We start from the raw sequence: 22,337 nt of genomic DNA, 5'->3' as shown, positions 1-22,337 counted from the left end.
GGGCGCCTTTTTGTTTCTTTATGAAGTTAGCTTATGGAAGCAACACGGCTCTGTACTGCGTCTCGTCAACTAATGGGATGTTAGTATTATAGTTGGTGTTTATTACACGAATAAACTCATTTGCTACAATGGCATTACCACGAGGAGTCAAGTGTATACCATCTAGAGAGAATACATTACCAGTAATAAAAGCAGAACTATAAGGCACACCGTTCTGTACGAAAGGTCTGGCAAATCTATCTGTAAAGAACTTGTTAACATCAAATACAGGAATCTTATTAGCCGCAGCAACTTCAGCAATTACTTTATTCAATTCCTGGGTATGGGCTCTAACCTCAGCTACTTCGTCTTTATCAAGTACTTCACTATCAGTCAAAGGGTTAAGTGGGTGGAAACCATGCGGGATCGTTACCCCTGGAGCAACCTGATCTGCACGTCCTATAGCTGCCTGAGTAGTTAATAAGATTAAATCGCCTTCGCCTAGCTCACGAACGCCTGTAGGTCCTTCAGCAACACGAATGTAAACCTTAAGGTCACTCATTCCTGCTGACTTTCTGATCGCATCAAGCGTTACGGTAGTGAAAAAAGGAGTAGCTGCTACATCTGGAATGTTTGCCACAACACCTTCAGTTTCCCCGCCTTTGGCTAAAGCACCAAGTAACTGGGTGTAAATCATTCTGAAAGTGGCTACAGGTGTTTTATCGCCAAATGGGTTAGCAGGATTAACAACAGCACCATTTGTAGCATAAGTCAACACATCGTTGTTTCCGAGCCAGAGTGTAAAGAAGGTCGGTTGAGATTCAGCAACCTTAGCTACGTAGCTCTTTGAGCCTACTTCTGCATCTGCTAATAAACGGTCGAAGTATGGGTTTACACCGCCATAAATAGGAGTTGCACTGGACAGTACTGACATTCCTGGAACTGCATAGTTATTAACAGGGTCAGTAAATTTAGTAAGTCGAGGGCCACCCGGTAAAGGAGCTACATCTGTACGAACAGCTAGGTTTGTAGTAACAGGTGTTAGGATTGGAGAAGGAGATGCTCCTGGCGTTGCAGGAGGATTAAACCCTGTTAGTTTTAGGTAACCGCTTCCGTTAGCTTGCGCTTCTGTAAAAAGGGGCTGTACAAAGCTGCCTCCTCCTACTATTTCAAGCTGCTGAGCTATCAAAGCTGGGAACGATGCAAGCTGCCCCTCACGGTATAAACCTCCATCTTGGTAGCCTGCAGTCAGGGAGTTGCCAACTGCAACATATTTTGTAAAATCTAGCGTACCCGCACTTGGGCTTGCCACATCAATCTCCGGATCGCAACTTGTCAGGAACATACCAGCCATCAGGGCCAGTAAACTCGATTTATAGAAAAACTTTTTCATATACTTTGCTAAAGAAAATTAGAATTTGTAGTTCAGACCGATACCAGGGATATAGGCGACAGATTTATAAGTACCCGCAACACCGTTAGACAGATCAGCGGCATCTGTTCTTTCTTTTTTGTTGATGTACAGGAAAGAGGCGTCGATGCTGAAGTTCTCAGAAACGGAGTAACCTATACCTGCAGAAAGACCGCGTGAGTCTGAATCCGGCGTCTCTGGCGTCAGGTAGCCGTCCTGTACAGGGGTTTTGTCGAGGTAGGCGCCGGCACGGAGGGCGAGGGCGTCTGTTGCCATGTACTCACCACCGATGCGGTAGATGAAGGCATTCTCGTAGTTACGGCTGGCCTCTGAGAAAGGGCTACCGGCCACATTCTGGCTAAAGTCAAAGCGCAGTTTCTCGTATGCATCCCAACCTACATGACTCACGTCAGCAGCCAGCGTCAGGCGCTCGTTTGGCTTAAAACCTATACCTACCGAAAGGGTGGATGGCATTGGCAGTTCGGCGTTGAAAGTAGTGCCTTCCGGGAAGTTGCCGCGGGCAGCTGCAGGTATATTGCTGAACATCACGTCGCCACCTTCTACTTTCAGGTCTACTCTGGAGCGGTAGTTCACACCAATCGAGAATTTCTCTGTTGGCTGGAAGAAGATGCCTGCGTTAAAGCCGAATGCCGACTCAGCGCCACCATCCAGTTCTATACCACCTTCTGTGCCGTCCTGGCTCTGCACTGGCACCGAACGCTGCAGGTTTACGCTTCCGATTACGTACGAAAGGCCTATACCTATACCCAGCTTGTCAGTAATGGCGTAGCTAACGGTAGGCTGCACATAAATGGCCTGCAGTTTCAACTGGTTCAGCCCATAGCGGCCGCTCCACTCGTTGCCCCAGTCCACGGTGCTGCCAAACGGGGTATACACACCCAGGCCGGCAGAGAATTTCTCGTTTATGTTGTACACCCCATATACCTGAAATGGAGTACCCAGTGGGTTATCCGTACGAGCCGTAACGCCTCCGGACTCAGGAGCAGAATGGGCAATTTTGGAGACAAGCGCACTACCGCCTATCGTCACGCCACTGTAGCCTAAATGACTCATGGCACCCGGGTTAAAGAAAATGCTGGACGTGCCTGTTACCAGACCCGTGCCCGTATGGCCCATACCGATCTGGCGCTGGCCAGCCAGGTTTACCTGGTATCCTCCGGCCATGGCTGTACCCGAAATCAGGGCGCTACCTAATAAGGCTAAGATTTTGCTTTTCATAAAATGCGACTGTTTAAATGTAGGGTGTTAATAAGGTTAAACAAATATATAAAACATTCATACTTAAAAAGCGCTTGCCGCTCCTTTTTTCAAATAATATCTGACATTAGTCGAAAAACACCCGCTCATCTCCCATAGTGTGCCTTTAAACGCCTATTCCGGCATTTTTTTCCTGGCCCTTCCACCTCACGCAGGCAATCTACGTTTACATACTCTCAACAAACTAAACCAATGAAGGAAATATATGACGTGATTATCATCGGTGGTGGCCCTGCGGGGCTCAACGCTGCCATGATACTGGGCAGGTCCCGGCGCAAGGTACTTTTATTTGACAGTGGCGAACCCCGCAACCGCTGGTCCAGGAGCATGAACGGCTTCCTGTCGAGCGACGGCGTAAACCCTGGCGATTTTATCCGGAAAGGCCGGGAAGAACTTAAAAAATACAGCATACAGATCATAGACCACCCTGTCACTGACGCCACATACAGCAAAGGCACCTATGTGGTAGAATGCAGCGAAGGGCACGTATACCACTCCCGCAAGCTGCTTTTAGCCACAGGCCTGAAGGACAAACTGCCGGAAGTGGAAGGTATAGAAGAACTCTACGGCCAAAGCGTGCACCACTGCCCCTACTGCGACGGTTGGGAGAGCCGCGACAAAGCCATTGCCGTGTATGGGAAGGATCGTTCAGGTATAGGACAGGCCCTGGCCATGAAAAACTGGAGTAACAACGTGACCCTCTATACAGACGGCACCCGGAAGCTTAATATCAAAGACATGGAGCTGCTGAAGCTAAACGGAGTAAAGGTATGCACTGATGCCATTGCCCGCGTAGAGGGAGAGGATGGCATGTTGCAGCGCATCGTGCTGAGAAACGGGGAATCAAGATCACAGGAAGCGCTTTTCTTTTCAGGCGAAACCAGGCAACAGTCAGATATCGGCGAGCAGCTGGGCTGTGAGTTTACAGGTAAGGGCGTGATCAAGACGCGGCGCCTGCAGCAGGCCAACATACCAGGTCTCTATGTGGCTGGTGATGCAGCCCGCGACATGCAGCTCGTGATTGTGGCGGCAGCAGAAGGCGCCAAGGCCGGAGTAGCTATCAACATGGAGTTGCAGCAAGAAGACAGAGAAAAGCCTTAGGCTACGCTGGCAGTGGCATCGCTGGACTGCTGGGCAGAGTCCGGCAGATGCTGCTCCACCGGCTGAAACAAGTGCTCCTCCAGGCAGTAACGGTAACCCTCCACCAGCATATGCATGATCAGGTGCTCCACGGCGATGGGTTCGTTTTCAGACACCTGCCGGGTGTTGGTGAACCGGATCTTACTGGCATCGATGATCGTCACGACTCCTGTCCCGAACACTTCTATCTTATTTCCTTCTTTGATAATGATGCCGGTTTCTTCGCTCAGGCCAACACCGACGTACGCCGGGTCGTGCGCCACGGCATGCGCCAGTCGCCCGAAGCGGCCCCGCTCCACAAAGTGCGTGTCGATGTACAGGTGGCTGACAAACCCGAAGCCGGTGGTCGTTTTCATCTCGCCTTTGATGAGCGAGTAGTGGCCGTAGCCGTCGTAAATCATGCGATCTGACATGATGGCGGCCCCTGCGCTGGTGCCCGCTATGATGATGGGCTCGTGGTGGTAGCGGCGGCGCATGATCTCCAGCAGCTGCGTACCGTTCAGAAACTCAGTCAGGCGAACCTGATCGCCTCCTGTAAAGAAAATCACATCGGCTTGCTGAATACGGCTGATGTACCCGGGCTGGTCCGCCGCGTGGTTTTCATCTATCAGCATGAACTGCACTTTGTTACAGCCCAACTCTTCGAAAGCCTCTTTGTAAGCCAAACCCGCTTCCTGCGGCTCGGTAGCCGCCGTTGCAATCACTTCTATATTGGAATGCACCGGACATATCTCTGACCTGATCAGCTTGATTAAATCATCATCAAACCCTCCTCCGAGTGCTATTAAGGTTCCTTTATACATGGGTATTCCAAATTATCTGAACAGTTCCGCCTACCAAACAGCAAACGGCTGTATACTTTACAATTAAGTATCCGAAAAGATTTAAAACAGCGCTAAAATCCGTTTTTATACTTGTTCATTTCCGAACAAACACCTGTACGCTATTGGACGATTTTTGTAAACGGAATAGCGGTTGAATTTTGTAACTCATTGATTAACAGGCTTTTTGAGTACTGGCACATAAAATGCAATATGCCCATTATAAATAAAAAATATTTTAGAAGCGCCAAGCAACCTTTTACCTAACAACACTATCTATTAAGTACTTACAACATGAAACTCAAAACCTTTTAAATTCTCTCAATTATGAAAATCATCATCTTATTACTCGCCCTGGTACTTGGCTTCGGAGCCACCTGCAAAAAAACAGCAGACGACATTACAGTAGCCGCCGCCAAGCATAAACTGCAGCAAGAGCAAAGAGAACTCCGCAGCTACCCTAACCTGTTGCCAGAAGTGCTGATCGTGGCACCAAAGGCCTGACACCCTGATCACGTACAACCCTTTTACACATCATCCTAAAACTAAATCACTATGAAAATCCTAATCCTTTTGTTCGGACTTACAGCAGCTCTGGGCACTGCAGGCAAGAAAACTGCCAGCGATATAGAAGAGATCCAGCACCGCCAGGAGCTGAAAGAGCTGGAGCGCTACCCCAACCTTCTCCCTGAAGTAGTTATCACCATCTCGCGTGACTCCCTGATGAAGTAGCATACCTAATTTTGCCGTTTTTTTAACCCTGCCATTAGTACCAAATAAAACCATGAAAATCATCATTCTTTTAGTAGCGTTGGTAGCCTCTTTTGGCTTTGCCTTGAAAAAAACCATTGACGAGCGTGTATTGTTGGCTGAGTGCCTGCAGCAGGAGCGCGTTACCTTGCTGTATAGCACCGAAACCCCTGTATCCCTGCCTATGGCCATGCTATAGCAAGCCGCCTTACCAAGGGCCAACCTGCTAGCTGTAACATGATCTATACCTCGGCCCAACACTTCTCCAGGTTCTATCTACCACCAATATCACGCTCTCCTCTAAACTGAGCGACCACAAAAGCACTGCCCTTATAACAACAATCGCCCGGCCTGAATGGGGCCGGGCGATTGCTGCTAGTTTTCCTGCTTCTTGAATATCTTGTTCAGGTCGATGCGTTTTTCGGGCTCAGGTTCTGGCGCAGGTTCCTCCTTTTTGCCAAATGGCCATACCTTCTTTTTAGGCGGCTCCGGTTCTTTCTTTTTGCCAAAGGGCCAACCCGACTTTTCCTCTTCTTCCTGCTGCTTGCCAAAAGGCCAGATTTTCTTTTTCTCTTTCTTTTCCGGCACAATCACATAGCGGATCGAGATGCCTGTGGCCAGGTTCACCCAGTCCTCGTGGTTGAAGTGCAACGCCGGCTTCACGTCAGCGGAGAGCAAAAAGGGCAGTCCGTTAACTTTATACTCTATACCCACAATCGCATCCAGCCCTGTGAACACGCCTTGGTCTTTGAGGTTGCCGATGTGTCCGCCGCCGCCCAGGTAGTAGTTGAAGCGCTTGCCCAACATGGGCCAGTGGCGCTGGTAGAGCACCGTACCGCTGTATTCCCGCGAACCTACCAGGGCTATACCTTCGAGGGTGCTTTTCTCCGCGACCCGCTGTTGCAGGGTGGCTCCGAACTGGTCGCCGCCCAGGCGTATACCTGCCGCTGTTCTGTATTTCTGCGCCTGGCTGGCCGTAGCCGCCCCCGCCACCAATAGTATCGTAAAAATAAACTTCTTCATGTGTTGTCTTCGGAGTCCGACTCCTGCCGCTGCAAATATCTTACCTATTCTGCAGAAAAGATCCAACTCGCCCAACCTTGGCGCTATCTTTTTCGAGAGATGATGCAACAAGGTATAGCGGACAGTCTTATCGGAACGTAACGGGAGAGAGGCTTGGTATACCTGTGCCGAAAGAAAGGCGCTATACCTGAGTAACTGCCCCGAGAGATTGGCTGAAAAAACCGGCGGGTGTGAGACACAGCTGTGCTATACCTTATTAACGCTCACATCCTCTTCGTGCTATACCTTGCAGTCGTTTTGAAACGCAGAGCCCACGCTTCCTGGCTTGTGCTATACCTGTGTAGTCGTTTTTGAAACGAGCACGGTCAACCCTTGCAGCAGATCGGCAAAGGCGGCGCGCGCTATACCTTAGTAATCGCTTTTGAAACCCCCGCGGCTGGCTTTTTTGTCGGATTGGCGGCGTTTGCCTTCCAGGCGCTTGCGCACCGAGGCGCGGGTAGGCTTGGTGGCTTTGCGTTTTTTCTGGCGGGTAAGCGCCTGTCGAAGCAGCTCATAGAAGCGCTCGATGCACTGCTCCTTGTTCTGCAGCTGGCTGCGTTCCGCTTGGCAAACCACTTGCAGGTAGCCTTCGCCATTGATGCGGTTCCCCAGCTTTTCCTGCACCAGCACTTTCTCTTCATCTGTCAGCAGTTGCGAATCAGCCACATGGAAACGCAGCTCGACCTTGCTGGCCACTTTGTTCACGTTCTGCCCACCGGCCCCGCCACTACGCGAAGCCTGAAAACTCAGCTCCCGCTCAAAATCACGTTCTTTTATATCTGCCATATCTTCGCTATACCTTCCGAAACAAACTTGTAACCGCTTGTTTATACCTGTTCACTAATAATTTCAGGCCAATACGCGTCTTTTCAGGTTTTTATGCGTCTTTTGTGAAATTTTTGTCAATCCTATACCTTTTCTATGAAAAAGTTACGCTTTGCCTGTCTGTTGCTCATGCTTTTTGCGCTCCCGCAACTCTCGCAGGCCGTCAACAAATCGTTTTACTTCACCACCTCCGATGGTGTGCAACTGTACGTGCGCATGGCCGGAGAGGGCAAGCCCTGCCTCTTCATCCACGGTGGCCCCGGCTCCTGGACCAAATATTTCTACGCCTTAGGTGGCAACGTGGTAGAGCAAGACATGACCATGATCTACGTGGACCAGCGTGGCTGCGGTCGCTCTTCCAGTTCCGAAACCAAGGATTACTCGCTGGCCCGCGTGGTGCAGGACTTTGAGGAACTGCGCCAGCACCTGGGTTACGACAAGTGGATGCTCATGCCGCATTCTTTTGGCGGCACCATAGCCACCGAGTATGCCTACCAACACCCGAAGCACGTCAGCGCGGCCATCTTCGTCAACTCCACGCTATACCTGAACGATGCCCTGGAGAGCTACGTCAAGAACGGGGCGCGTCTGCTGGGCAAGCCGGAGTCGGAGTTCCGCAAAACGGGCGGCTCTATTGGCGAAGCGCTCAACGGCGTGGCCTCGCAACTTAACCAACAGGGTGTGATGTACAAAATGATGTACCCCAAAAAGGAAATGTTTGACCAGATGAATGCCGTCATGGACACCACCATCAACTGGGATTTTGGCAGCAAGGTATGGGACTTCCCGGAATATGCGCAGGACTTCACCATAAAAAGTGCCTCGCTCAAAATGCCGGTGCTCGTTATCTCGGGCAACAACGACCTGTCGGTAGGACCTGAGCACTACAAACTGTTCAAGTTCAGGAACGCCACCTACCGCACGATGGACACCGGCCACTGTCCTTACCAGGAACAGACGACGCTCTTTCAACGGCATGTAAAAAATTTCCTGGCGAAGGTAAAGTAAACGTGCTGCTTATCCAGGAAAAGGAGCTGACCTTCGAGCAGGCCAGCTCCTTTTTTTGTGCCTGCCGCTCCTTCCGAAACCAAAGTGCAAAGCGTCGCCGTATGCCTTACTACCTAAAACCAAGCGGCTATACCTATGAAGCAACAAGACAGCACACTCCGCATCGGCTACCACGCCTCGCACGAACAGTTTAAACCAAGCGAACTCCTCCGGTTTGTGCAACAGGCCGAGCAGGCGGGCTTTAACGCCGCCATGTCATCCGACCACTTCGCACCCTGGAGCCTCGACCAAGGCGAGAGCGGCTTTGCGTGGTCCTGGCTCGGGGCGGCTATGCAGGCCACCAAGCTACCTTTCGGCATCGTTAACGCACCCGGGCAGCGCTATCACCCGGCCATCATCGCGCAGGCTGCCGCCACACTGGCCGAGATGTTTCCGGAGCGCTTCTGGGTGGCCATGGGCAGCGGACAGTACATCAACGAACAGATCACCGGCGAGCACTGGCCTGTCAAACAGGACCGCAACGACCGCCTGAAAGAGTGCGTCGACATCATCCGGGCACTCTGGAACGGCGAAACCGTGACGCACCATGGCCTGGTGACCGTGGAAGAGGCCAAACTCTGGACCCGCGCCAAGGTAGCGCCCAAGATCATAGGAGCGGCCATCACCGAGGAAACCGCTGAATGGGTGGGTAGCTGGGCTGATGGCCTAATCACCGTTTCGAAACCACCCAAAGAACTCAAAAAAATGGTGGATGCTTTCCATAAAGGCGGGGGCGAGGGCAAACCCATGTACCTGAAAGTGCAGCTGTCTTATGACAAGGACAAGAAAAAGGCGCTACAGGGAGCCCATGAACAGTGGCGTTCCAACATTTTCCCGAGTGCCGTACTTTCCGATCTGCGCACCGCTAAACAACTCGAACAGGCTGCCATGTTCGTGCGCGAAGAAGACCTGCGCGAGCACGTGCGTATCTCTTCCGACCCGAACCAGCACATGGAGTGGCTGCAGCAGGACCTCGATCTGGGCTTCAGTCAGCTGATTCTTCACAACGTGAACCTGGAGCAGGAGCGCTTTATCGAGGTGTTTGGCGACAAGGTGGTACCCCAGCTTTTGGGCTGAGGTATAGCGCTAAAACAAAGCCCCTCAGGCTGCTAACCTATACTTTATAAGCACGTTACAGGTATAACACGACTTGTAGAGACGCCCTATGAAATGGTCCCTTAACCTTGGCAGAATAGCGGGCATCAAGATTCTGATGCACTGGACATTCCTGATCCTGATCGGCTGGATCGTGTTTTCGGAAATGCAGCGCGGCTCCGACCTGGCTACCACCCTCCTGTCGGTTGCCTTTGTGCTGACCATTTTCCTGTGCGTGGTGCTGCACGAACTGGGCCATGCGCTTATGGCGAAACGCTATGGCGTGAACACCAAAATGATTACGCTATTGCCGATAGGCGGCGTGGCCAGCCTGGAGCGCATACCTGAAAACCCGAAAAAAGAGCTCATGATTGCCGTAGCCGGCCCTGCTGTGAATGTGGTGATCGCCTTCGTGCTTTGGGTCATTCTTCCTCCACTGCGCGAGCTGCCGGACGAGTCGTTTTTCAGCCGCATTACGCCGGCCAACTTCCTATACCTGTTGTTTTTCGTGAACATGATGCTCGTCGTCTTCAACGCTATACCTGCCTTCCCGATGGATGGCGGGCGTGTGCTGCGGGCGCTCCTGGCTTTCAAATTGGGGCGTGTACGGGCCACCCAGATAGCGGCCAACCTGGGCCAGATGCTGGCCATTTTCTTCATGTTCATCGGCTTTTTCTACAACCCCTTCCTGATCCTGATCGGCATCTTCGTGTTTTTTGGCGCCTGGTCTGAGAACATCGTGGTGCAGCACATCGAATTTTTGCGTGGCCACCTGGTGCGCGAAGGCATGATGACCAACTTCGTGACACTGGCACCTTCCGAAACGGTTCGTGATGCCCTCGGCAAACTCCTTAAAGGATCGGAACACGACTTTGTAGTAGAGCAGGACGGAGAGGTAATGGGCACGCTCACGCGCATGCAACTGATTCAGGCTGTGAAGGAGGAGAAGACCGAAAGCCCGGTGTCGGATATCATGACGCAGGAGGTAAAGGCTTTTAACGTGCAGGACAAACTGGCCGAGGCCTATACCGAACTGCAGAAGACCAAGGCGCCCCTATTCCCGGTGCTCGAAAACGGGCGATTGGCCGGCGTGATCAACTCCGACAACATCAACGAGTTCATCCTGATAAAGTCAGCGCTGGCACATTAGCGCTCAAAACTGCTGCTCCCAGATGAAAGCTATACCTGACTTACTTCACCCGACACACAATTTTATTATATTTGGCAGTAAACCGGGCATACCACGGCGCATCCTTTTCCGTAATAGTACGTTATGGCCGCTTTGCAATGCCACATTCTAATTTTATCGACAGCTAAACTGACAATCCGCACCAGTCTATGACCACCATACTCCTAACACCTGACCGCCTGGGGTCGCGAAGCGCTGCCATGTTGTTGGCACTCCTTCTTTCGGTGATTTCCTTTGCAGCACGTGCCTCCGAAGACCTGCACATGGTGCCCGTTTCGCTTGAGGAGCGCATCAAAGCGGCTGATATAATTGTTGAAGGCGAAGTGGTGACCCAGCGCTCGCTTTGGGATGCCCGAAAGGAGCTTATTTACACAGCACATACCGTCCGTCTTTTCAAGGTATTCAAAGGCGAGTTGAAGGAACGTCAGGTAGAGGTGATCACGGATGGTGGCACGGTAGGACTGGCGATGCACACGGTTTCGTCAGCCTTGCAGCTGAGAAAAGGGCAGCAGGGCCTGTTTTTCCTGACCAAGGGCGCGCCTGCAGGTATAGCAGCCAGCGCCGCTTCTGTCATCACCAAACCATACGCCAGCCGCCAGGGATTCGTACGCTACGATGTGGAGCGGGGCACAGCAGCCGACCCGTTTAACCACTACAAATCGGTGCAGGAGGTATACCAGACTGTGACGGCGCGCATGGGGCAGCAATACACAATGGTTATCGCTAACGAGAGGCTGGAGTCAGGTATAAAGGCCCAACTAAAGCAGGAGAGCACCCAGGCTATGCAGGCTCCGACCGTCATCGGCATTAGCCCTACACGCACCAGCGCCGGCACAGGTGCTGTGCTCACCATAACCGGCACAGGCTTTGGCAGCACCCGCGGAAAAGGATTTGTGGAGTTCCCCAACGCCGACGATGGCGGCACTACCCTGGTACGCCCCTACGCTTCTGACTACGTGTCTTGGAGCAATAACCAGATCAAAGTAATGGTACCTTCCTATACCGAGACGGGTGGCACAGCCGGAACAGGACGCGTAAAGGTAACAGCCGATGACGGGACTTCAGGCACGAGTGCCGGGACGCTCATCATTGAGTTCGCTTACTCCAACGTAGTAGCCGAAGGTGGCAACACACCATTTCAGCCTGCCCTGATTGATGCCAACCAGAAAGGCGGCTATACCATACAATTCGCTCCCAGTCTGCAGAGCAGGGCCGCTGCGCAGGAGGGCTTCAGACGCGCCGTGAACAATTGGGTGTGCACCACGAACGTAAACTGGGTGGTTGGAGCCACCACCACATCGGAGAGCTCAGCCGACGACGGCCGCAGCGTTATCCGCTTTGCGCCCTCTTCCGTGACAGGCCAGAGTGTGCTGGCCCGCACCATCAGCAAGTACAGAGGCTGCGTATCTATCGACGGAGCACGTCGCGACACGGTCTTCTGGCTCACCGAGTTCGACATGGAGATCAACAGCAACATCACCTGGCAATATGGTCCGGGAGGCCCAACCACCAATCAGTTCGATTTTGAAACCGTTATCCTGCACGAGTTGGGGCACGCGCACCAGCTTGGCCATGTTATTCTGCCCAATACCCTGATGCACTACAATATTGGCCGCCAAAAGCAGATCCGTGACCTGACACCGCCTGATATAGCCGGGGCTAACCTGGTGTTGAGCCGCAGCCTGGAACCGCTGGTATGCGGCGGTCGCTCACCTATGACACCAAAGCTGGACGGCGACTGTAATCTGGCTTCTGAGGTCTTCACCTTTGACGCTTCCTTTTCGAGTGCCGGCGCCGTGAATGTGATCTGGACGACCAGCACGGAGCAAGGTATAGCACGCTTTGTGGTACAGCGCAGCCAGGATGGACAGCAGTGGGAAGATGTAGGCGAAGTTCCTGCCTCCGGTCAGGCCCGCGACTATACCTTTACAGACAGCGATCCGCTGCCTCGTCGCAGCTATTACCGCCTGCGCGTGGTATACACAGATAACACGGAGGCTTTTTCGGCACGGGTGCAGGTACTTAACCCAAGCGACCTGCGTGTATTCAAGGTATACCCAAATCCGATCGGCCTCACCACCAATACCGATGGCACCCCTGGCGAAACCATACGCATCGAATACTTGGTGCGCAGTTCATCTGACCTGAGCATGCAGCTGTACGATTTGCAGGGCAGGCTTGTGCGCGACGTGACAGCCACGGTGACCGACGGAACGGACGTTATCGAGATCAATGTCGCTGACCTGGCATCGGGTACTTATGTGCTGCGCTGGAGCGAAGGCTCAAACAGCGGTGTCACGAAAGTGGTCAAAGTGCAATAAACAGAAAAGGGAGGCCGAAAGCCTCCCTTTTCTGTTTCGCCTGGCATCTTATTCGATGTTGACGCGCTTACGGTTGTTGTTATTTGCCTGCTCTTGCTTTGGCACCGTTATTTTCAGCACGCCCTCTTCGTAGCGCGCCTTTATTTCTTCTGGCCTTACAGCATCTGGCAGCTTGAACGAGCGGCTGAATGAGCTGTAATTATATTCCCGGCGGGTATAGTTATCTTCTTCTGTTGTGGTATCCTGCTCTTTCTGACTGCTGATCGTCAGCATGCCCTCATCTATGTCTACCGCGAAATCATCTTTCGCCATACCTGGTGCCGCCAACTCTATGGTGTACTCTCTTTCGTTTTCGCGGATATTGGTAGCGGGCATGTTCCGCATGATCTGCCGCCCGATCTGTGCCGGCATTCGCAGCAGGTCGTTCTCAAAAAAGCGATCTACGTCGCTGAAAAAATCTGTGAAGAACGACCTCGGAGCGAGGCTCTCACCTCCTGTACGTTCTTTCTTCATTGGTTTCATAGTGGTACCTCCTTTTGGTTTTGGTTAAACATACTGCATGAACATCCTTTGCAGGATGGGAGAACTCCACTAATCTCTACGCCTTGATTTTCTTATAGTTTAACCTTGAATACAAATAAAAAAAGCGACCAGGAACAAATGAATGTTTCTGGTCGCTTTTCAGGATTAAGGTTTGTTTTCAGATGTCAGGGCATATGCTCCAGGAGCGTAAGCTTATACCCGACGCAGGGTTTTGTCAGTAGCTCGCGTGTAGTTTTCATTGCTTGGAAAGGGACAGTCTGTTTTCCATCGCTCGGAATAGGCTCGAGTAACTGTACAAATGTTGTAAAACATCGGCTGCACGCAAAGGAGACTTTATATCAAAAGGTAACTAGCACTAAACACTGTACCTGGTTGGTTTTTACCTAAAAACACACCTTATAAGCCAACAAGAGCAGTTGACTTATCTCTGAAAACGCAAAAAGTAACATCCCAAAATATATTTACTTTGTTGTAACAACGAATTATAGCGGTACCCAGGAATTCCTGATAAGGAGCCAATGGTAGTTTTATTATAGTGAGTATACTATATTTGACAAATTAAGCGTACTGCCCTTTACATGTCCATGGCGAAGAGAAGACGAAAGTTTGTACAATGCCCTAACTGCGGCTATACCTTTGAGGAGGTGAACAACTACTGCCCCAACTGTGGACAGGAAAACCATGATCTGAACGTGCCGGTAAAGCACCTGGTAGAGGAGGCCTTTGAAAGCACCTTACACTATGACACTAAGTTCTGGCGCACGTTCAAGTACCTGATCACCCGCCCCGGTTACCTGACTGAAAAATTCAACCTGGGCCAGCGGGCTTCTTACGTTCCTCCTTTCAGGCTTTATGTATTTGTGAGCATCTTTTTCTTTACCACGATTGCCTTGTTTGCCTCAGAGAATCTTGTGGTGAATGATGGAGAGGGTGCAATAGAAAAGCTGGAGACCACTAATCCAGATGCTGCCGCTCGGGTAATGCAGGCTGACTCCTTAGCCAGGTCACGGGTTGGCCTGACCACCAGCGACACCTCAGCTGTCATTCTCAATGAGGAGGTAGATCATAAGTTCAGAAACTTCCTTAAAAACGAAGAACAGTCACGCCAGAAGCTACTGAAGAATATCTCTTTCATGATGTTTGTGCTCATGCCCTTTTTCGGGTTCATCCTATACCTGTTCTACCGGTCTCAGCGCCGCAATTACGTGGAGCACCTGATGTTCTCTGTTCATTTCCATACCTTTGTTTTCCTGCTGATCATGTTTGCCATACTGGTAGAGGTAGTTTTTAGCAGCTTTGACACCAATGGATGGGTGTTTCTAATTAGCATAGCCTATTTGTTTTTTGCGCTGCGCTATGTATACAAGGAATCGTACCTACGCACGGCTGTTAAGTTGATTCCGATCGGCCTGACTTACATGGTATCATTGATCATATTATTTCTGGCTACCTTGGGCATTAGCGTGTTGTTCAGTTAATTTATACCCTATTACTACATGAACCTTTCTACCTCCTGGGAACGCTTAATCTCTAAAAAACGCTTCGAGACAAACGACAGCAAATATAGTTCAGACGAATCGGTGCGTGGCGAGTTTCAGCGCGACTACGACCGCATCGTGTTTTCTTCCGCCTTCCGCCGCCTGCAGAACAAGACGCAGGTGATGCCGATGCCCGAAAGCGACTTTGTGCATACCCGCCTCACACATAGCCTCGAAGCTTCAGTGGTAGGCCGCTCCCTGGGCCGCATCGTAGGCAAAAGCATACTGGAGCGCTACCCGGAACTGACCGGCGACAAGAACATACAGGAAGCTGACTTTGGCGATATTGTGGCAGCCGCCTGCCTGGCGCACGACATCGGCAACCCGCCCTTCGGCCACTCGGGCGAAGACGCCATCTCGGCTTACTTTCTGAGCGAAGAGGCGCAGCCCTTCCTGACTAACTTGACAGAGGAACAAAAAGCCGATTTGCAGCGTTTCGAAGGCAATGCGGCTGGCTTTCGGGTGCTCACCTATACCTACCCGGCGCACTGCAACCTGCCAGGTGGCCTGAGCCTGACTTTCACCACACTGGCGACTTTCACCAAATACCCGAAAGAGTCGCTGCCAGAAATAAAAGGCACGAAAAGCACCAGCGAGAAGAAATACGGTTTTTTTCAAACAGAGAAAGCCTGGTTCAACACCATCGCCCAGGAACTGGGGCTGCTTAAAAAAGGGACTGACGACCAGGTGTTCTATCACCGTCACCCACTCGCTTTTTTAGTAGAAGCTGCCGACGACATCTGCTACCGCATCATCGACTTTGAAGACGGCCTGAAGCTTGGCCTGGTGCCCCATAAGCAAGGTATAGCGCTGTTGCGCCAGATCCTGAACGATGCACCCGACCGCGTGTCCAGCCTTACTTTTTATGATTGGCGTGAAGAGATCGGTTACCTGCGTGCCCGCATCATCGGCAAACTCATTCAGGAGACCACCCAGATTTTCCTGCAACACGAAGAAGCTATTTTAGCAGGCACCTACGACAAACCGCTCATCAACGAACTCAGCTGCAAACCTGTGCTTGACGAGATCAAGAGCCTTTCCATTGAGTTGATCTACCGCAACAAACCCGTGCTGGAAATAGAGGCAGCTGGCTTCGAAGTGCTCGGCGGTCTGCTGGATGCCTGCATGAAAGCCGCTTTCCGCCAGGACTCTAGGCACCATCGCAAAATAGCCGACCTCATACCGCCCCACTACCTGCAGCTACCCGAAGGCTCCTCCGACTACGAGCGCATCATCCACATCACCGACTACGTGACCAGCCTCACCGACCAGGCCGCACTCGGGCTGTACCGGAAAATAAAAGGGATAGAATTGCCGAGGATGTATTGAGGTTAAGCCCTAAAGGTCGCTTTCAAATGTGGCCCCTCAAGATGGGGATCTAAAATCCCCCCTGAACTCCAATGTTTATCTGCCTCACCGCCCCGTTAGTAGAGCAAACATAGGCATTCGGCTATTTGTGTAAAACTCTTTCAATATTTATACTAATTTTATAGGCTTTATAACATAAGTCGTGTGATAGAGCAATTCTATTCCTAAACCTTTATTCTTTTATGAAACGAAAACTTCTAATTTGCCTTGTATGGGTTGCATCGGGCTTTGCAGCCTTCGCCCAGACCAAGAGCAATAAGATCGAATTCACGGAGTATACGCTCCCGAACGGACTGCACGTGATCTTGCACCAGGACAAATCCACTCCTAACGTGGCAGTGTCGGTGTTATACCATGTGGGCTCCAAAAACGAAGTTAAAGGCCGCACAGGCTTTGCGCACTTTTTTGAACACCTGATGTTTGAGGGCACCGAAAACATTGAGCGTGGTCAGTACATGAACATGGTGCAGGCTGCTGGTGGCTCTCTGAATGCTAACACGTCGTTTGACCGCACTTATTATTATGAGCTGTTGCCTTCTAATCAGCTGGCCCTTGGCCTGTGGATGGAAGCTGAGCGTATGGTAGGTGCCAAAGTAGACGAAGTTGGTGTGGAAACCCAGCGTAAAGTAGTGCAGGAAGAGAAGCGCATGCGCGTAGACAACCAGCCTTATGGTACTATCCTGGAGAACACCTTCGGCCTTGCCTATACCGAGCACCCGTACAAAATCACACCGATTGGCACGTTCGAGGACCTGAACAATGCCAAAATCGAGGAATTCCGCGATTTCTATAAGACCTTCTATGTGCCAAATAACGCTACACTTTCCATCGCCGGCGATATCAACATCGATGAGACGAAGAAGCTGATTGAGCAATATTTTGCCAAAATCCCGAAAGGCACCAAGGAAATCCCGAGACCAAACGTGGTGGAGCCTGCCCAGACCGAGGAACGTCGCAAAGTGGTGTATGACAACATTCAGCTACCAGCCGTTATTCAGGCCTACCACATTCCGGCACAAGGCACTGAAGACCATTATGCCTTGTCTATGCTGACTACGTTGCTTTCAGGCGGCCAGAGCGCCCGTATGCCAAAGGCCATCGTAGACAAGCAGCAGAAAGCCGTTGCCGCTCTTTCTATACCTTTCCCTACCGAAGATCCGGGCTTGTTCCTGACTTACGCGATCGCTAACATGGGAGTGGATGCGAAGGACCTGGAGAGCGCTGTGGATGCAGAGATCGAGCTTGTGAAAAAAGAGCTGATAAGCGAGCGTGAGTTCCAGAAACTGCGCAATCAGATGGAAAGCCAGTTTGTGCAGCAGAACAGCACGGTAGCTGGTCGTGCCGAAAACCTGGCCAACTACCACGTGTACTACGGCGACGCCAACCTGATCAACAACGAGATTGACCGCTACATGAAAGTGACGAAAGAAGACATTCAGCGTGTGGCCAACAAGTACCTCACCAAAAACAACCGCGTGGTGTTGCACTACCTGCCAAAGTCAGCTCAACCAAGCAATTAATTTAGATTATCATGAAGAGAATATATAACATACTCCTACTGATGCTGGCGCTCACTACGGTGGCCACAGCGCAGACAAAACAAACGCCTCCTCCGGCTGGTCCGGCCCCTAAAATTGAACTGGGCAAGTACGAGCACTTCACCCTGAAAAACGGCCTGAAGGTATACGTAGTGGAAAACCACAAACTGCCAGTCGTGAACATGTCACTGGTGCTCGACCGCGATCCGGTTCTGGAAGGCGACAAAGCGGGCTACGTGAATATGGCGGGCCAGATGATGCGCACAGGTACCAAAACCCGCAGCAAAGACCAGTTTGACGAGCAAGTGGACTTTATCGGTGCGAACCTTTCGTTCAACTCAACCGGTTTTGGCGCTTCCTCGCTTAAGAAAAACCTGCCTACCCTGCTCGACCTGACAGCTGACGCCCTCTTGAACCCGAACTTCACACAAGAAGAACTCGACAAGGTGAAAAAGCAGATGCTGGCCAACCTGGCTTCTGAAAAAGACAACCCGGATGCTATTGCCGGCAAGATTCGCAATACCCTGCTTTTCGGTAAGAACCACCCGAACGGTGAGCTGACTACCGAAGAAACAATCAACAACATTACGTTGGCTGATGTGCAGAATTACTACAACACATACTTCCGTCCGAACATCGGTTACCTGGCTGTAGTGGGTGATGTGACGCCAAAAGAGATGAAAAAGCTGCTGAACAAGTCGTTTGGCAAGTGGAAAAAAGGCAATGTACCAACGCACAACTATGACCTGCCGAAGCACGATGGCAAAACGCAAGTAGTGATCGTTGACCGTCCGAGCGCAGTACAAAGTGTGCTTTCGTTTACAAACCCTGTGGAAATGAAGCCGGGTGCTGAAGATTATGTAGCAACCCAGGTGATGAACACCATTCTGGGTGGCGGCAGTACAGCACGTTTGTTCATGAACCTGCGTGAGAAAAATGGCTATACCTACGGTGCTTACTCTACGCTTTCTTCTGACAAAATTCTAGGCCGTTTCAACGCCTCAGCAAGCGTGCGTAACGCCGTAACCGACAGTGCCACAGCGGAGTTCATGAAAGAATTCAACGGCATCAGAACAAAGCAGGTAACTGACAAGGAACTGGCTTATGCCAAAGCCTACATCACCGGTAACTTCGCCCGTGGTCTGGAGAACCCGGGTACTGTGGCCATGTACGCCATTTCGACTGCTCGCTACAACCTGCCAGCTGACTATTATGCCAACTATCTGAAGAAAGTTGAGTCAATCACAGCGGCCGATGTGCAGCGCGTGGCACAGAAGTACGTGCGCCCTGACCAGCTTTATATCCTCGCTGTTGGCAACGCCAAAGGCATTGCCGACAAACTCGTTGCTTTCGATAAAGACGATAACGCCATCACTTACTTTGATGCCACTGGCGAGAAAGTAGACATGGCTGCTGCCAAAGCGATTCCGACAGATGTTACAGCAGATCAGCTTATCTCGAAGTATATCCAGGCCATTGGTGGCAAAGCGAACATCGAGAAAGTGAAAGACGTGACAGTGACCATGAACGCGAGCGTACAAGGTATGGCACTAACTTTTAAGCAACAGCAAAAAGGTGCTGACAAAATGTTGATCCAGATCCTGATGAACAACAGCCCGATGCAGCGCGTGATCATCAACGGCGATAAAGGCAAGATGGAAGCTCCGATGCAAGGCCTGAACAAAGACATGACTGCCGAAGAGCTTGCTTCTTCTAAAGCCGAGTCTGATATGTTCTCTATGACCCGTTTCGAGAAGTTCGGCATTAAGACGGCTGTAACCGGTCAGGAAAAAGTAGATGGCGCTGAAGCTTACATCGTAGAAGCGACAGCCTCAAACGGTCAGAAAACGCTTCATTACTTTGACAAGGCAACAGGTTTGCTTTTGAAAGATGTGAAGAACATGCAGACGCCACAAGGCGCTATCACACAGACCAAGAGCTACAAGAACTACAAAGAAGTAGACGGCGTTAAATACCCACATGTGATCGAAACCGTTGTTGGTCCTCAGGTGATTAAAGCCGAGGTGCAGAGCGTGGAAGTGAACAAAGGTATCAGCGACGACGCTTTCAAAATCTAATACCCTTACCCATTAACCCAAAAAAAGCGGCGTGCCCATCCGGATACGCCGCTTTTTTATTTCTGGCTATACCTGTTAAAGGCCACTCTCAGTACTTGCTATACCTATTAGGCAGGTATAAACCTACGGGCGTCAGGTATAGGAGCGATCCGTTTCTTTGTCTCAGGTATAGCAGGTATAGAAATTCAAGAACTGCAGGTATAAATCTCTTTAAGCGCAAGCAAATTGACTGCCTGACTATAGTATCTGATCATCAAACCCCAAATTGAAGGCTGATTGAAGGCGGGCTATACCTGCACTCTTTTCTAAAATAACTCTCCCTGCACTGCCTGCACAAACTTTTTCGGCGGTTTGATGTCGAGCCCGCATACCTTGTTCAGTTGCTCGATCAGGTAGGTGGCCAACTGCGGGGAGGTGGTATTGTCCGGTTCGTGCACGAAAAAGTAAAGTTGCTGCAATCCGGCATCGAGCCATACCTTAATTTTGGCCACCCAGTCATCAATGCGGGTATAATCAGTGGGGTGCATGCCGTTGCCTACAAAACGTACCATAGCCGTTGGGGTGGTCAGGCGCATGTGCAGCACGTCGCGGCGACCTGACACATCAGTGAGCACGGTGCTCACACGGTATTTCTCCAGTACTTCAAACAGCTCCAGCGAGGCTACATTGTCCACAAACCAATCGGGATGGCGCAGCTCTACGGCGAGCGGCACACTTTCAGGTATGTACTGCACAAATTTTTCCAGGTCATTCAGCTGGTTAGGCCGGAAATAAGGCGGCAGCTGCAAAAAAGAACAACCCAGCTTATCTTCCAGTCCGGCGATGGCTTCACAAAAAGTGGCAGTCAGGTCAAGGGAACTCACAAGCGGACCTTCGTGACTGATGAGTTGCGGAAACTTGGGGCAGAAGGTAAATCCCTGTGGCACAGAATTCCGCCATCGCTCGATGGTGTCGGGACCCGGGATGTGGTAGTGCGTGCTGTTGAGCTCGATGGTGTTAAACTGCTTGCCATACCACAGCAGCGACTCCTTCTCCTTCATGCCGGCCGGGTAGTATTCGCCCACCCACGGTTTGTTTACCCAGACGGGCAGGCCGATGTATACCCTGGGTTTTTTGTAGCGCTTACTATACCTGTTTAACAGCGGTAAGGTATCAGGATGGTCGGCTGGCAAAGCAAAGTCAATGCGGCTGATGTCTGAGAGTTTTCCAAAGTCCATGGTACTATGCTTTTATAAAGTATACGCTTTGGTAGAATTTTGGGCTCAAACAAAATATACCACCAAAAGTTCCCGTTTTAACTCCAGCTATGACTGAAAAACAAAATATTTTTTCGGTCATAGCAAATTAGTTAATCGCTATAATAGTATATGAAAATATGCTCATATAAGCTAGAAAAAGCCTTTTTGACTTTACAGCCCTTATAGCGATTATTTGAGGCAGCGCGTATCCCCCTATACCTAAGGCCGTGATACAGCGTATAAGACCTTGTTTTCAAAATTTTCCGTAACTTTGCGGATTCACCAACCAAAAACTATATGAAGAACGATAGAAAGTGCATTCTCTTAACAGTAATCATTTTTCTATTTATCGGAGTTAGTCAACCAACTTTCGCACAAAGCAACGACAAAACCCAAGTGGGAGCTGCCTCCTGGTACGGCAGCAAATACCACGGCAGAAAAACCAGCAGCGGCGAGCGCTACAACAAAAACGAGATGACCGCCGCACACAAAACCCTTCCTTTTGGCACCATGGTTAAAGTGACCAACCCAGCCAACGACCAATCTGTCATCCTGCGCATCAACGACCGCGGCCCATTTGTAGGTAAACGCATTATTGATGTGTCGGAAGCAGCCGCTCACAAACTAGGTATACATTCGGCAGGGGTGGCCAAAGTAAAGGTAGAGGTGCTCGATAAGAGTGACCTGGCAGCTGCGACAGCAGAAGCGAAGCCAGGAGCCTATACCATCCAGACGGCAGCCGACCAACAGCAGGCTGAGGCGCTTAGCCGCAAACTCAAAGCCTTTGACAAGCACCTTCCGCTAGAGATGGCTGAAGAGCGTGTAAACGGCCGAAAAGTAATGCTGCTGAAAGCCGGCAGATTTAATAGCAGAAACGAAGCTGAGGCCTTCAACGAGCTACTCGAAGAAGAAGGCCTGGCAGGAAAGGTTAGCGAAGCCTAAACGACTAATAGATTACTGATAAGCAAAAAGCGGGATGCCATGGTATGGTATCCCGCTTTTTTGGTTTTAAGGCTCTATCAGACTCTCCCATTAAACCCTCTTTGTATCCTACGTTCTAATATCAAATTCACAATTTTCATAGAAAAATATTCCTGCTTTACCTATAAAAACCTG

20 protein-coding genes are annotated in these 22,337 nt (G+C 50.8%); 13 read left to right on the top strand and 7 right to left on the bottom strand.

Features of this window, described 5'->3' with window-relative positions:
• Window positions 1-31: 31 nt before the first annotated feature.
• Both L1278_RS05625 and L1278_RS05620 read right to left on the bottom strand, forming a co-directional pair.
• Window positions 32-1,372 (bottom strand): SGNH/GDSL hydrolase family protein, encoded by a 1,341-nt coding sequence (locus L1278_RS05625; RefSeq protein WP_253401745.1) that lies wholly within the window; start codon window positions 1,370-1,372, stop codon window positions 32-34.
• Window positions 1,373-1,390: 18 nt separating this feature from the next.
• On the bottom strand, window positions 1,391-2,629 hold the full coding sequence (locus L1278_RS05620; RefSeq protein ID WP_253401743.1) for an OmpP1/FadL family transporter: 1,239 nt from the start codon (window positions 2,627-2,629) through the stop codon (window positions 1,391-1,393).
• A gap of 231 nt (window positions 2,630-2,860) precedes the next feature.
• Here L1278_RS05620 and L1278_RS05615 point away from each other — a divergent pair, with 231 nt between their 5' ends.
• On the top strand, window positions 2,861-3,769 hold the full coding sequence (locus tag L1278_RS05615) for an NAD(P)/FAD-dependent oxidoreductase (RefSeq protein WP_253401741.1): 909 nt from the start codon (window positions 2,861-2,863) through the stop codon (window positions 3,767-3,769).
• On the opposite strand, the gene L1278_RS05610 is transcribed toward L1278_RS05615, so the two are convergent.
• On the bottom strand, window positions 3,766-4,611 hold the full coding sequence (locus tag L1278_RS05610; protein WP_253401739.1) for a cyanophycinase: 846 nt from the start codon (window positions 4,609-4,611) through the stop codon (window positions 3,766-3,768). The genes L1278_RS05615 and L1278_RS05610 overlap by 4 nt on opposite strands.
• A 345-nt stretch (window positions 4,612-4,956) precedes the next feature.
• Between L1278_RS05610 and L1278_RS05605 the strand changes: the two genes are divergently transcribed.
• From L1278_RS05605 to L1278_RS05595, 3 genes are read left to right on the top strand one after another with little or no spacing between them, the layout of a single operon-like run.
• Window positions 4,957-5,133 (top strand): hypothetical protein, encoded by a 177-nt coding sequence (locus tag L1278_RS05605; RefSeq protein WP_253401738.1) that lies wholly within the window; start codon window positions 4,957-4,959, stop codon window positions 5,131-5,133.
• 51 nt (window positions 5,134-5,184) lie between these two features.
• Entirely contained in the window at window positions 5,185-5,361 is a 177-nt protein-coding gene (locus L1278_RS05600; RefSeq protein WP_253401736.1) for a hypothetical protein, read from the top strand.
• Window positions 5,362-5,413: 52 nt separating this feature from the next.
• The gene (locus L1278_RS05595) at window positions 5,414-5,578 is read left to right on the top strand and encodes a hypothetical protein (protein ID WP_253401734.1); all 165 of its coding nucleotides are present in this window, start codon (window positions 5,414-5,416) and stop codon (window positions 5,576-5,578) included.
• Window positions 5,579-5,754: 176 nt separating this feature from the next.
• Here L1278_RS05595 and L1278_RS05590 read toward each other — a convergent pair whose 3' ends face one another.
• Together L1278_RS05590 and arfB are read right to left on the bottom strand one after the other, a co-directional pair.
• Complete coding sequence (locus L1278_RS05590; protein WP_253401732.1) at window positions 5,755-6,402, bottom strand: hypothetical protein; 648 nt, start codon at window positions 6,400-6,402, stop codon at window positions 5,755-5,757.
• A 408-nt stretch (window positions 6,403-6,810) separates the two neighbouring features.
• Window positions 6,811-7,227, bottom strand: coding sequence for an alternative ribosome rescue aminoacyl-tRNA hydrolase ArfB (arfB, locus tag L1278_RS05585; protein ID WP_253401730.1), 417 nt, complete (start codon window positions 7,225-7,227; stop codon window positions 6,811-6,813).
• A gap of 135 nt (window positions 7,228-7,362) precedes the next feature.
• Between arfB and L1278_RS05580 the strand changes: the two genes are divergently transcribed.
• The 4 genes from L1278_RS05580 (at window position 7,363) to L1278_RS05565 (ending at window position 12,918) form a co-directional block, all read left to right on the top strand.
• A complete protein-coding gene (locus tag L1278_RS05580) occupies window positions 7,363-8,274 on the top strand; it encodes an alpha/beta fold hydrolase (RefSeq protein ID WP_253401728.1) in 912 nt (303 codons plus the stop codon).
• A 135-nt stretch (window positions 8,275-8,409) separates the two neighbouring features.
• Window positions 8,410-9,390 carry a TIGR03885 family FMN-dependent LLM class oxidoreductase gene (locus L1278_RS05575; protein WP_253401726.1) on the top strand — a complete coding sequence of 327 codons (981 nt, stop codon included), beginning with the start codon at window positions 8,410-8,412 and terminating at the stop codon, window positions 9,388-9,390.
• An 88-nt stretch (window positions 9,391-9,478) separates the two neighbouring features.
• The gene (locus tag L1278_RS05570; RefSeq protein WP_253401724.1) at window positions 9,479-10,558 is read left to right on the top strand and encodes a site-2 protease family protein; all 1,080 of its coding nucleotides are present in this window, start codon (window positions 9,479-9,481) and stop codon (window positions 10,556-10,558) included.
• Between the two features lie 188 nt (window positions 10,559-10,746).
• Entirely contained in the window at window positions 10,747-12,918 is a 2,172-nt protein-coding gene (locus L1278_RS05565) for an IPT/TIG domain-containing protein (protein ID WP_253401722.1), read from the top strand.
• Between the two features lie 48 nt (window positions 12,919-12,966).
• Here L1278_RS05565 and L1278_RS05560 read toward each other — a convergent pair whose 3' ends face one another.
• The gene (locus tag L1278_RS05560; protein WP_253401720.1) at window positions 12,967-13,440 is read right to left on the bottom strand and encodes an Hsp20/alpha crystallin family protein; all 474 of its coding nucleotides are present in this window, start codon (window positions 13,438-13,440) and stop codon (window positions 12,967-12,969) included.
• A 605-nt stretch (window positions 13,441-14,045) separates the two neighbouring features.
• On the opposite strand from L1278_RS05560, the gene L1278_RS05555 reads away from it, so the two are divergent.
• The 4 genes from L1278_RS05555 (at window position 14,046) to L1278_RS05540 (ending at window position 19,983) form a co-directional block, all read left to right on the top strand.
• Window positions 14,046-14,939 carry a DUF3667 domain-containing protein gene (locus L1278_RS05555; protein ID WP_253401719.1) on the top strand — a complete coding sequence of 298 codons (894 nt, stop codon included), beginning with the start codon at window positions 14,046-14,048 and terminating at the stop codon, window positions 14,937-14,939.
• A gap of 18 nt (window positions 14,940-14,957) precedes the next feature.
• On the top strand, window positions 14,958-16,328 hold the full coding sequence (gene dgt / locus L1278_RS05550) for a dGTP triphosphohydrolase (protein ID WP_253401717.1): 1,371 nt from the start codon (window positions 14,958-14,960) through the stop codon (window positions 16,326-16,328).
• Between the two features lie 221 nt (window positions 16,329-16,549).
• A complete protein-coding gene (locus L1278_RS05545) occupies window positions 16,550-17,887 on the top strand; it encodes a pitrilysin family protein (protein WP_253401715.1) in 1,338 nt (445 codons plus the stop codon).
• Between the two features lie 11 nt (window positions 17,888-17,898).
• Window positions 17,899-19,983, top strand: coding sequence for an insulinase family protein (locus L1278_RS05540; protein ID WP_253401713.1), 2,085 nt, complete (start codon window positions 17,899-17,901; stop codon window positions 19,981-19,983).
• A gap of 305 nt (window positions 19,984-20,288) precedes the next feature.
• Here L1278_RS05540 and L1278_RS05535 read toward each other — a convergent pair whose 3' ends face one another.
• On the bottom strand, window positions 20,289-21,200 hold the full coding sequence (locus L1278_RS05535; RefSeq protein ID WP_253401711.1) for a DUF72 domain-containing protein: 912 nt from the start codon (window positions 21,198-21,200) through the stop codon (window positions 20,289-20,291).
• A 318-nt stretch (window positions 21,201-21,518) separates the two neighbouring features.
• On the opposite strand from L1278_RS05535, the gene L1278_RS05530 reads away from it, so the two are divergent.
• Complete coding sequence (locus L1278_RS05530) at window positions 21,519-22,163, top strand: septal ring lytic transglycosylase RlpA family protein (RefSeq protein ID WP_253401709.1); 645 nt, start codon at window positions 21,519-21,521, stop codon at window positions 22,161-22,163.
• Window positions 22,164-22,337: the final 174 nt, after the last annotated feature.

This window comes from Pontibacter sp. HSC-36F09 (genome assembly GCF_024171605.1).
Taxonomy (GTDB): domain Bacteria; phylum Bacteroidota; class Bacteroidia; order Cytophagales; family Hymenobacteraceae; genus Pontibacter.
This window is presented reverse-complemented; position numbering and strand designations above follow the sequence as displayed.

Excerpts from the sequence above, each read along its gene's own strand:
- L1278_RS05625 (WP_253401745.1), bottom strand. The coding sequence starts at position 1,372 with ATGAAAAAGTTTTTCTATAAATCGAGTTTACTGGCCCTGATGGCTGGT.
- L1278_RS05620 (WP_253401743.1), bottom strand. The coding sequence starts at position 2,629 with ATGAAAAGCAAAATCTTAGCCTTATTAGGTAGCGCCCTGATTTCGGGT.
- L1278_RS05615 (WP_253401741.1), top strand. The coding sequence starts at position 2,861 with ATGAAGGAAATATATGACGTGATTATCATCGGTGGTGGCCCTGCGGGG.
- L1278_RS05610 (WP_253401739.1), bottom strand. The coding sequence starts at position 4,611 with ATGTATAAAGGAACCTTAATAGCACTCGGAGGAGGGTTTGATGATGAT.
- L1278_RS05605 (WP_253401738.1), top strand. The coding sequence starts at position 4,957 with ATGAAAATCATCATCTTATTACTCGCCCTGGTACTTGGCTTCGGAGCC.
- L1278_RS05600 (WP_253401736.1), top strand. The coding sequence starts at position 5,185 with ATGAAAATCCTAATCCTTTTGTTCGGACTTACAGCAGCTCTGGGCACT.
- L1278_RS05595 (WP_253401734.1), top strand. The coding sequence starts at position 5,414 with ATGAAAATCATCATTCTTTTAGTAGCGTTGGTAGCCTCTTTTGGCTTT.
- L1278_RS05590 (WP_253401732.1), bottom strand. The coding sequence starts at position 6,402 with ATGAAGAAGTTTATTTTTACGATACTATTGGTGGCGGGGGCGGCTACG.
- arfB (WP_253401730.1), bottom strand. The coding sequence starts at position 7,227 with ATGGCAGATATAAAAGAACGTGATTTTGAGCGGGAGCTGAGTTTTCAG.
- L1278_RS05580 (WP_253401728.1), top strand. The coding sequence starts at position 7,363 with ATGAAAAAGTTACGCTTTGCCTGTCTGTTGCTCATGCTTTTTGCGCTC.
- L1278_RS05575 (WP_253401726.1), top strand. The coding sequence starts at position 8,410 with ATGAAGCAACAAGACAGCACACTCCGCATCGGCTACCACGCCTCGCAC.
- L1278_RS05570 (WP_253401724.1), top strand. The coding sequence starts at position 9,479 with ATGAAATGGTCCCTTAACCTTGGCAGAATAGCGGGCATCAAGATTCTG.
- L1278_RS05565 (WP_253401722.1), top strand. The coding sequence starts at position 10,747 with ATGACCACCATACTCCTAACACCTGACCGCCTGGGGTCGCGAAGCGCT.
- L1278_RS05560 (WP_253401720.1), bottom strand. The coding sequence starts at position 13,440 with ATGAAACCAATGAAGAAAGAACGTACAGGAGGTGAGAGCCTCGCTCCG.
- L1278_RS05555 (WP_253401719.1), top strand. The coding sequence starts at position 14,046 with ATGGCGAAGAGAAGACGAAAGTTTGTACAATGCCCTAACTGCGGCTAT.
- dgt (WP_253401717.1), top strand. The coding sequence starts at position 14,958 with ATGAACCTTTCTACCTCCTGGGAACGCTTAATCTCTAAAAAACGCTTC.
- L1278_RS05545 (WP_253401715.1), top strand. The coding sequence starts at position 16,550 with ATGAAACGAAAACTTCTAATTTGCCTTGTATGGGTTGCATCGGGCTTT.
- L1278_RS05540 (WP_253401713.1), top strand. The coding sequence starts at position 17,899 with ATGAAGAGAATATATAACATACTCCTACTGATGCTGGCGCTCACTACG.
- L1278_RS05535 (WP_253401711.1), bottom strand. The coding sequence starts at position 21,200 with ATGGACTTTGGAAAACTCTCAGACATCAGCCGCATTGACTTTGCTTTG.
- L1278_RS05530 (WP_253401709.1), top strand. The coding sequence starts at position 21,519 with ATGAAGAACGATAGAAAGTGCATTCTCTTAACAGTAATCATTTTTCTA.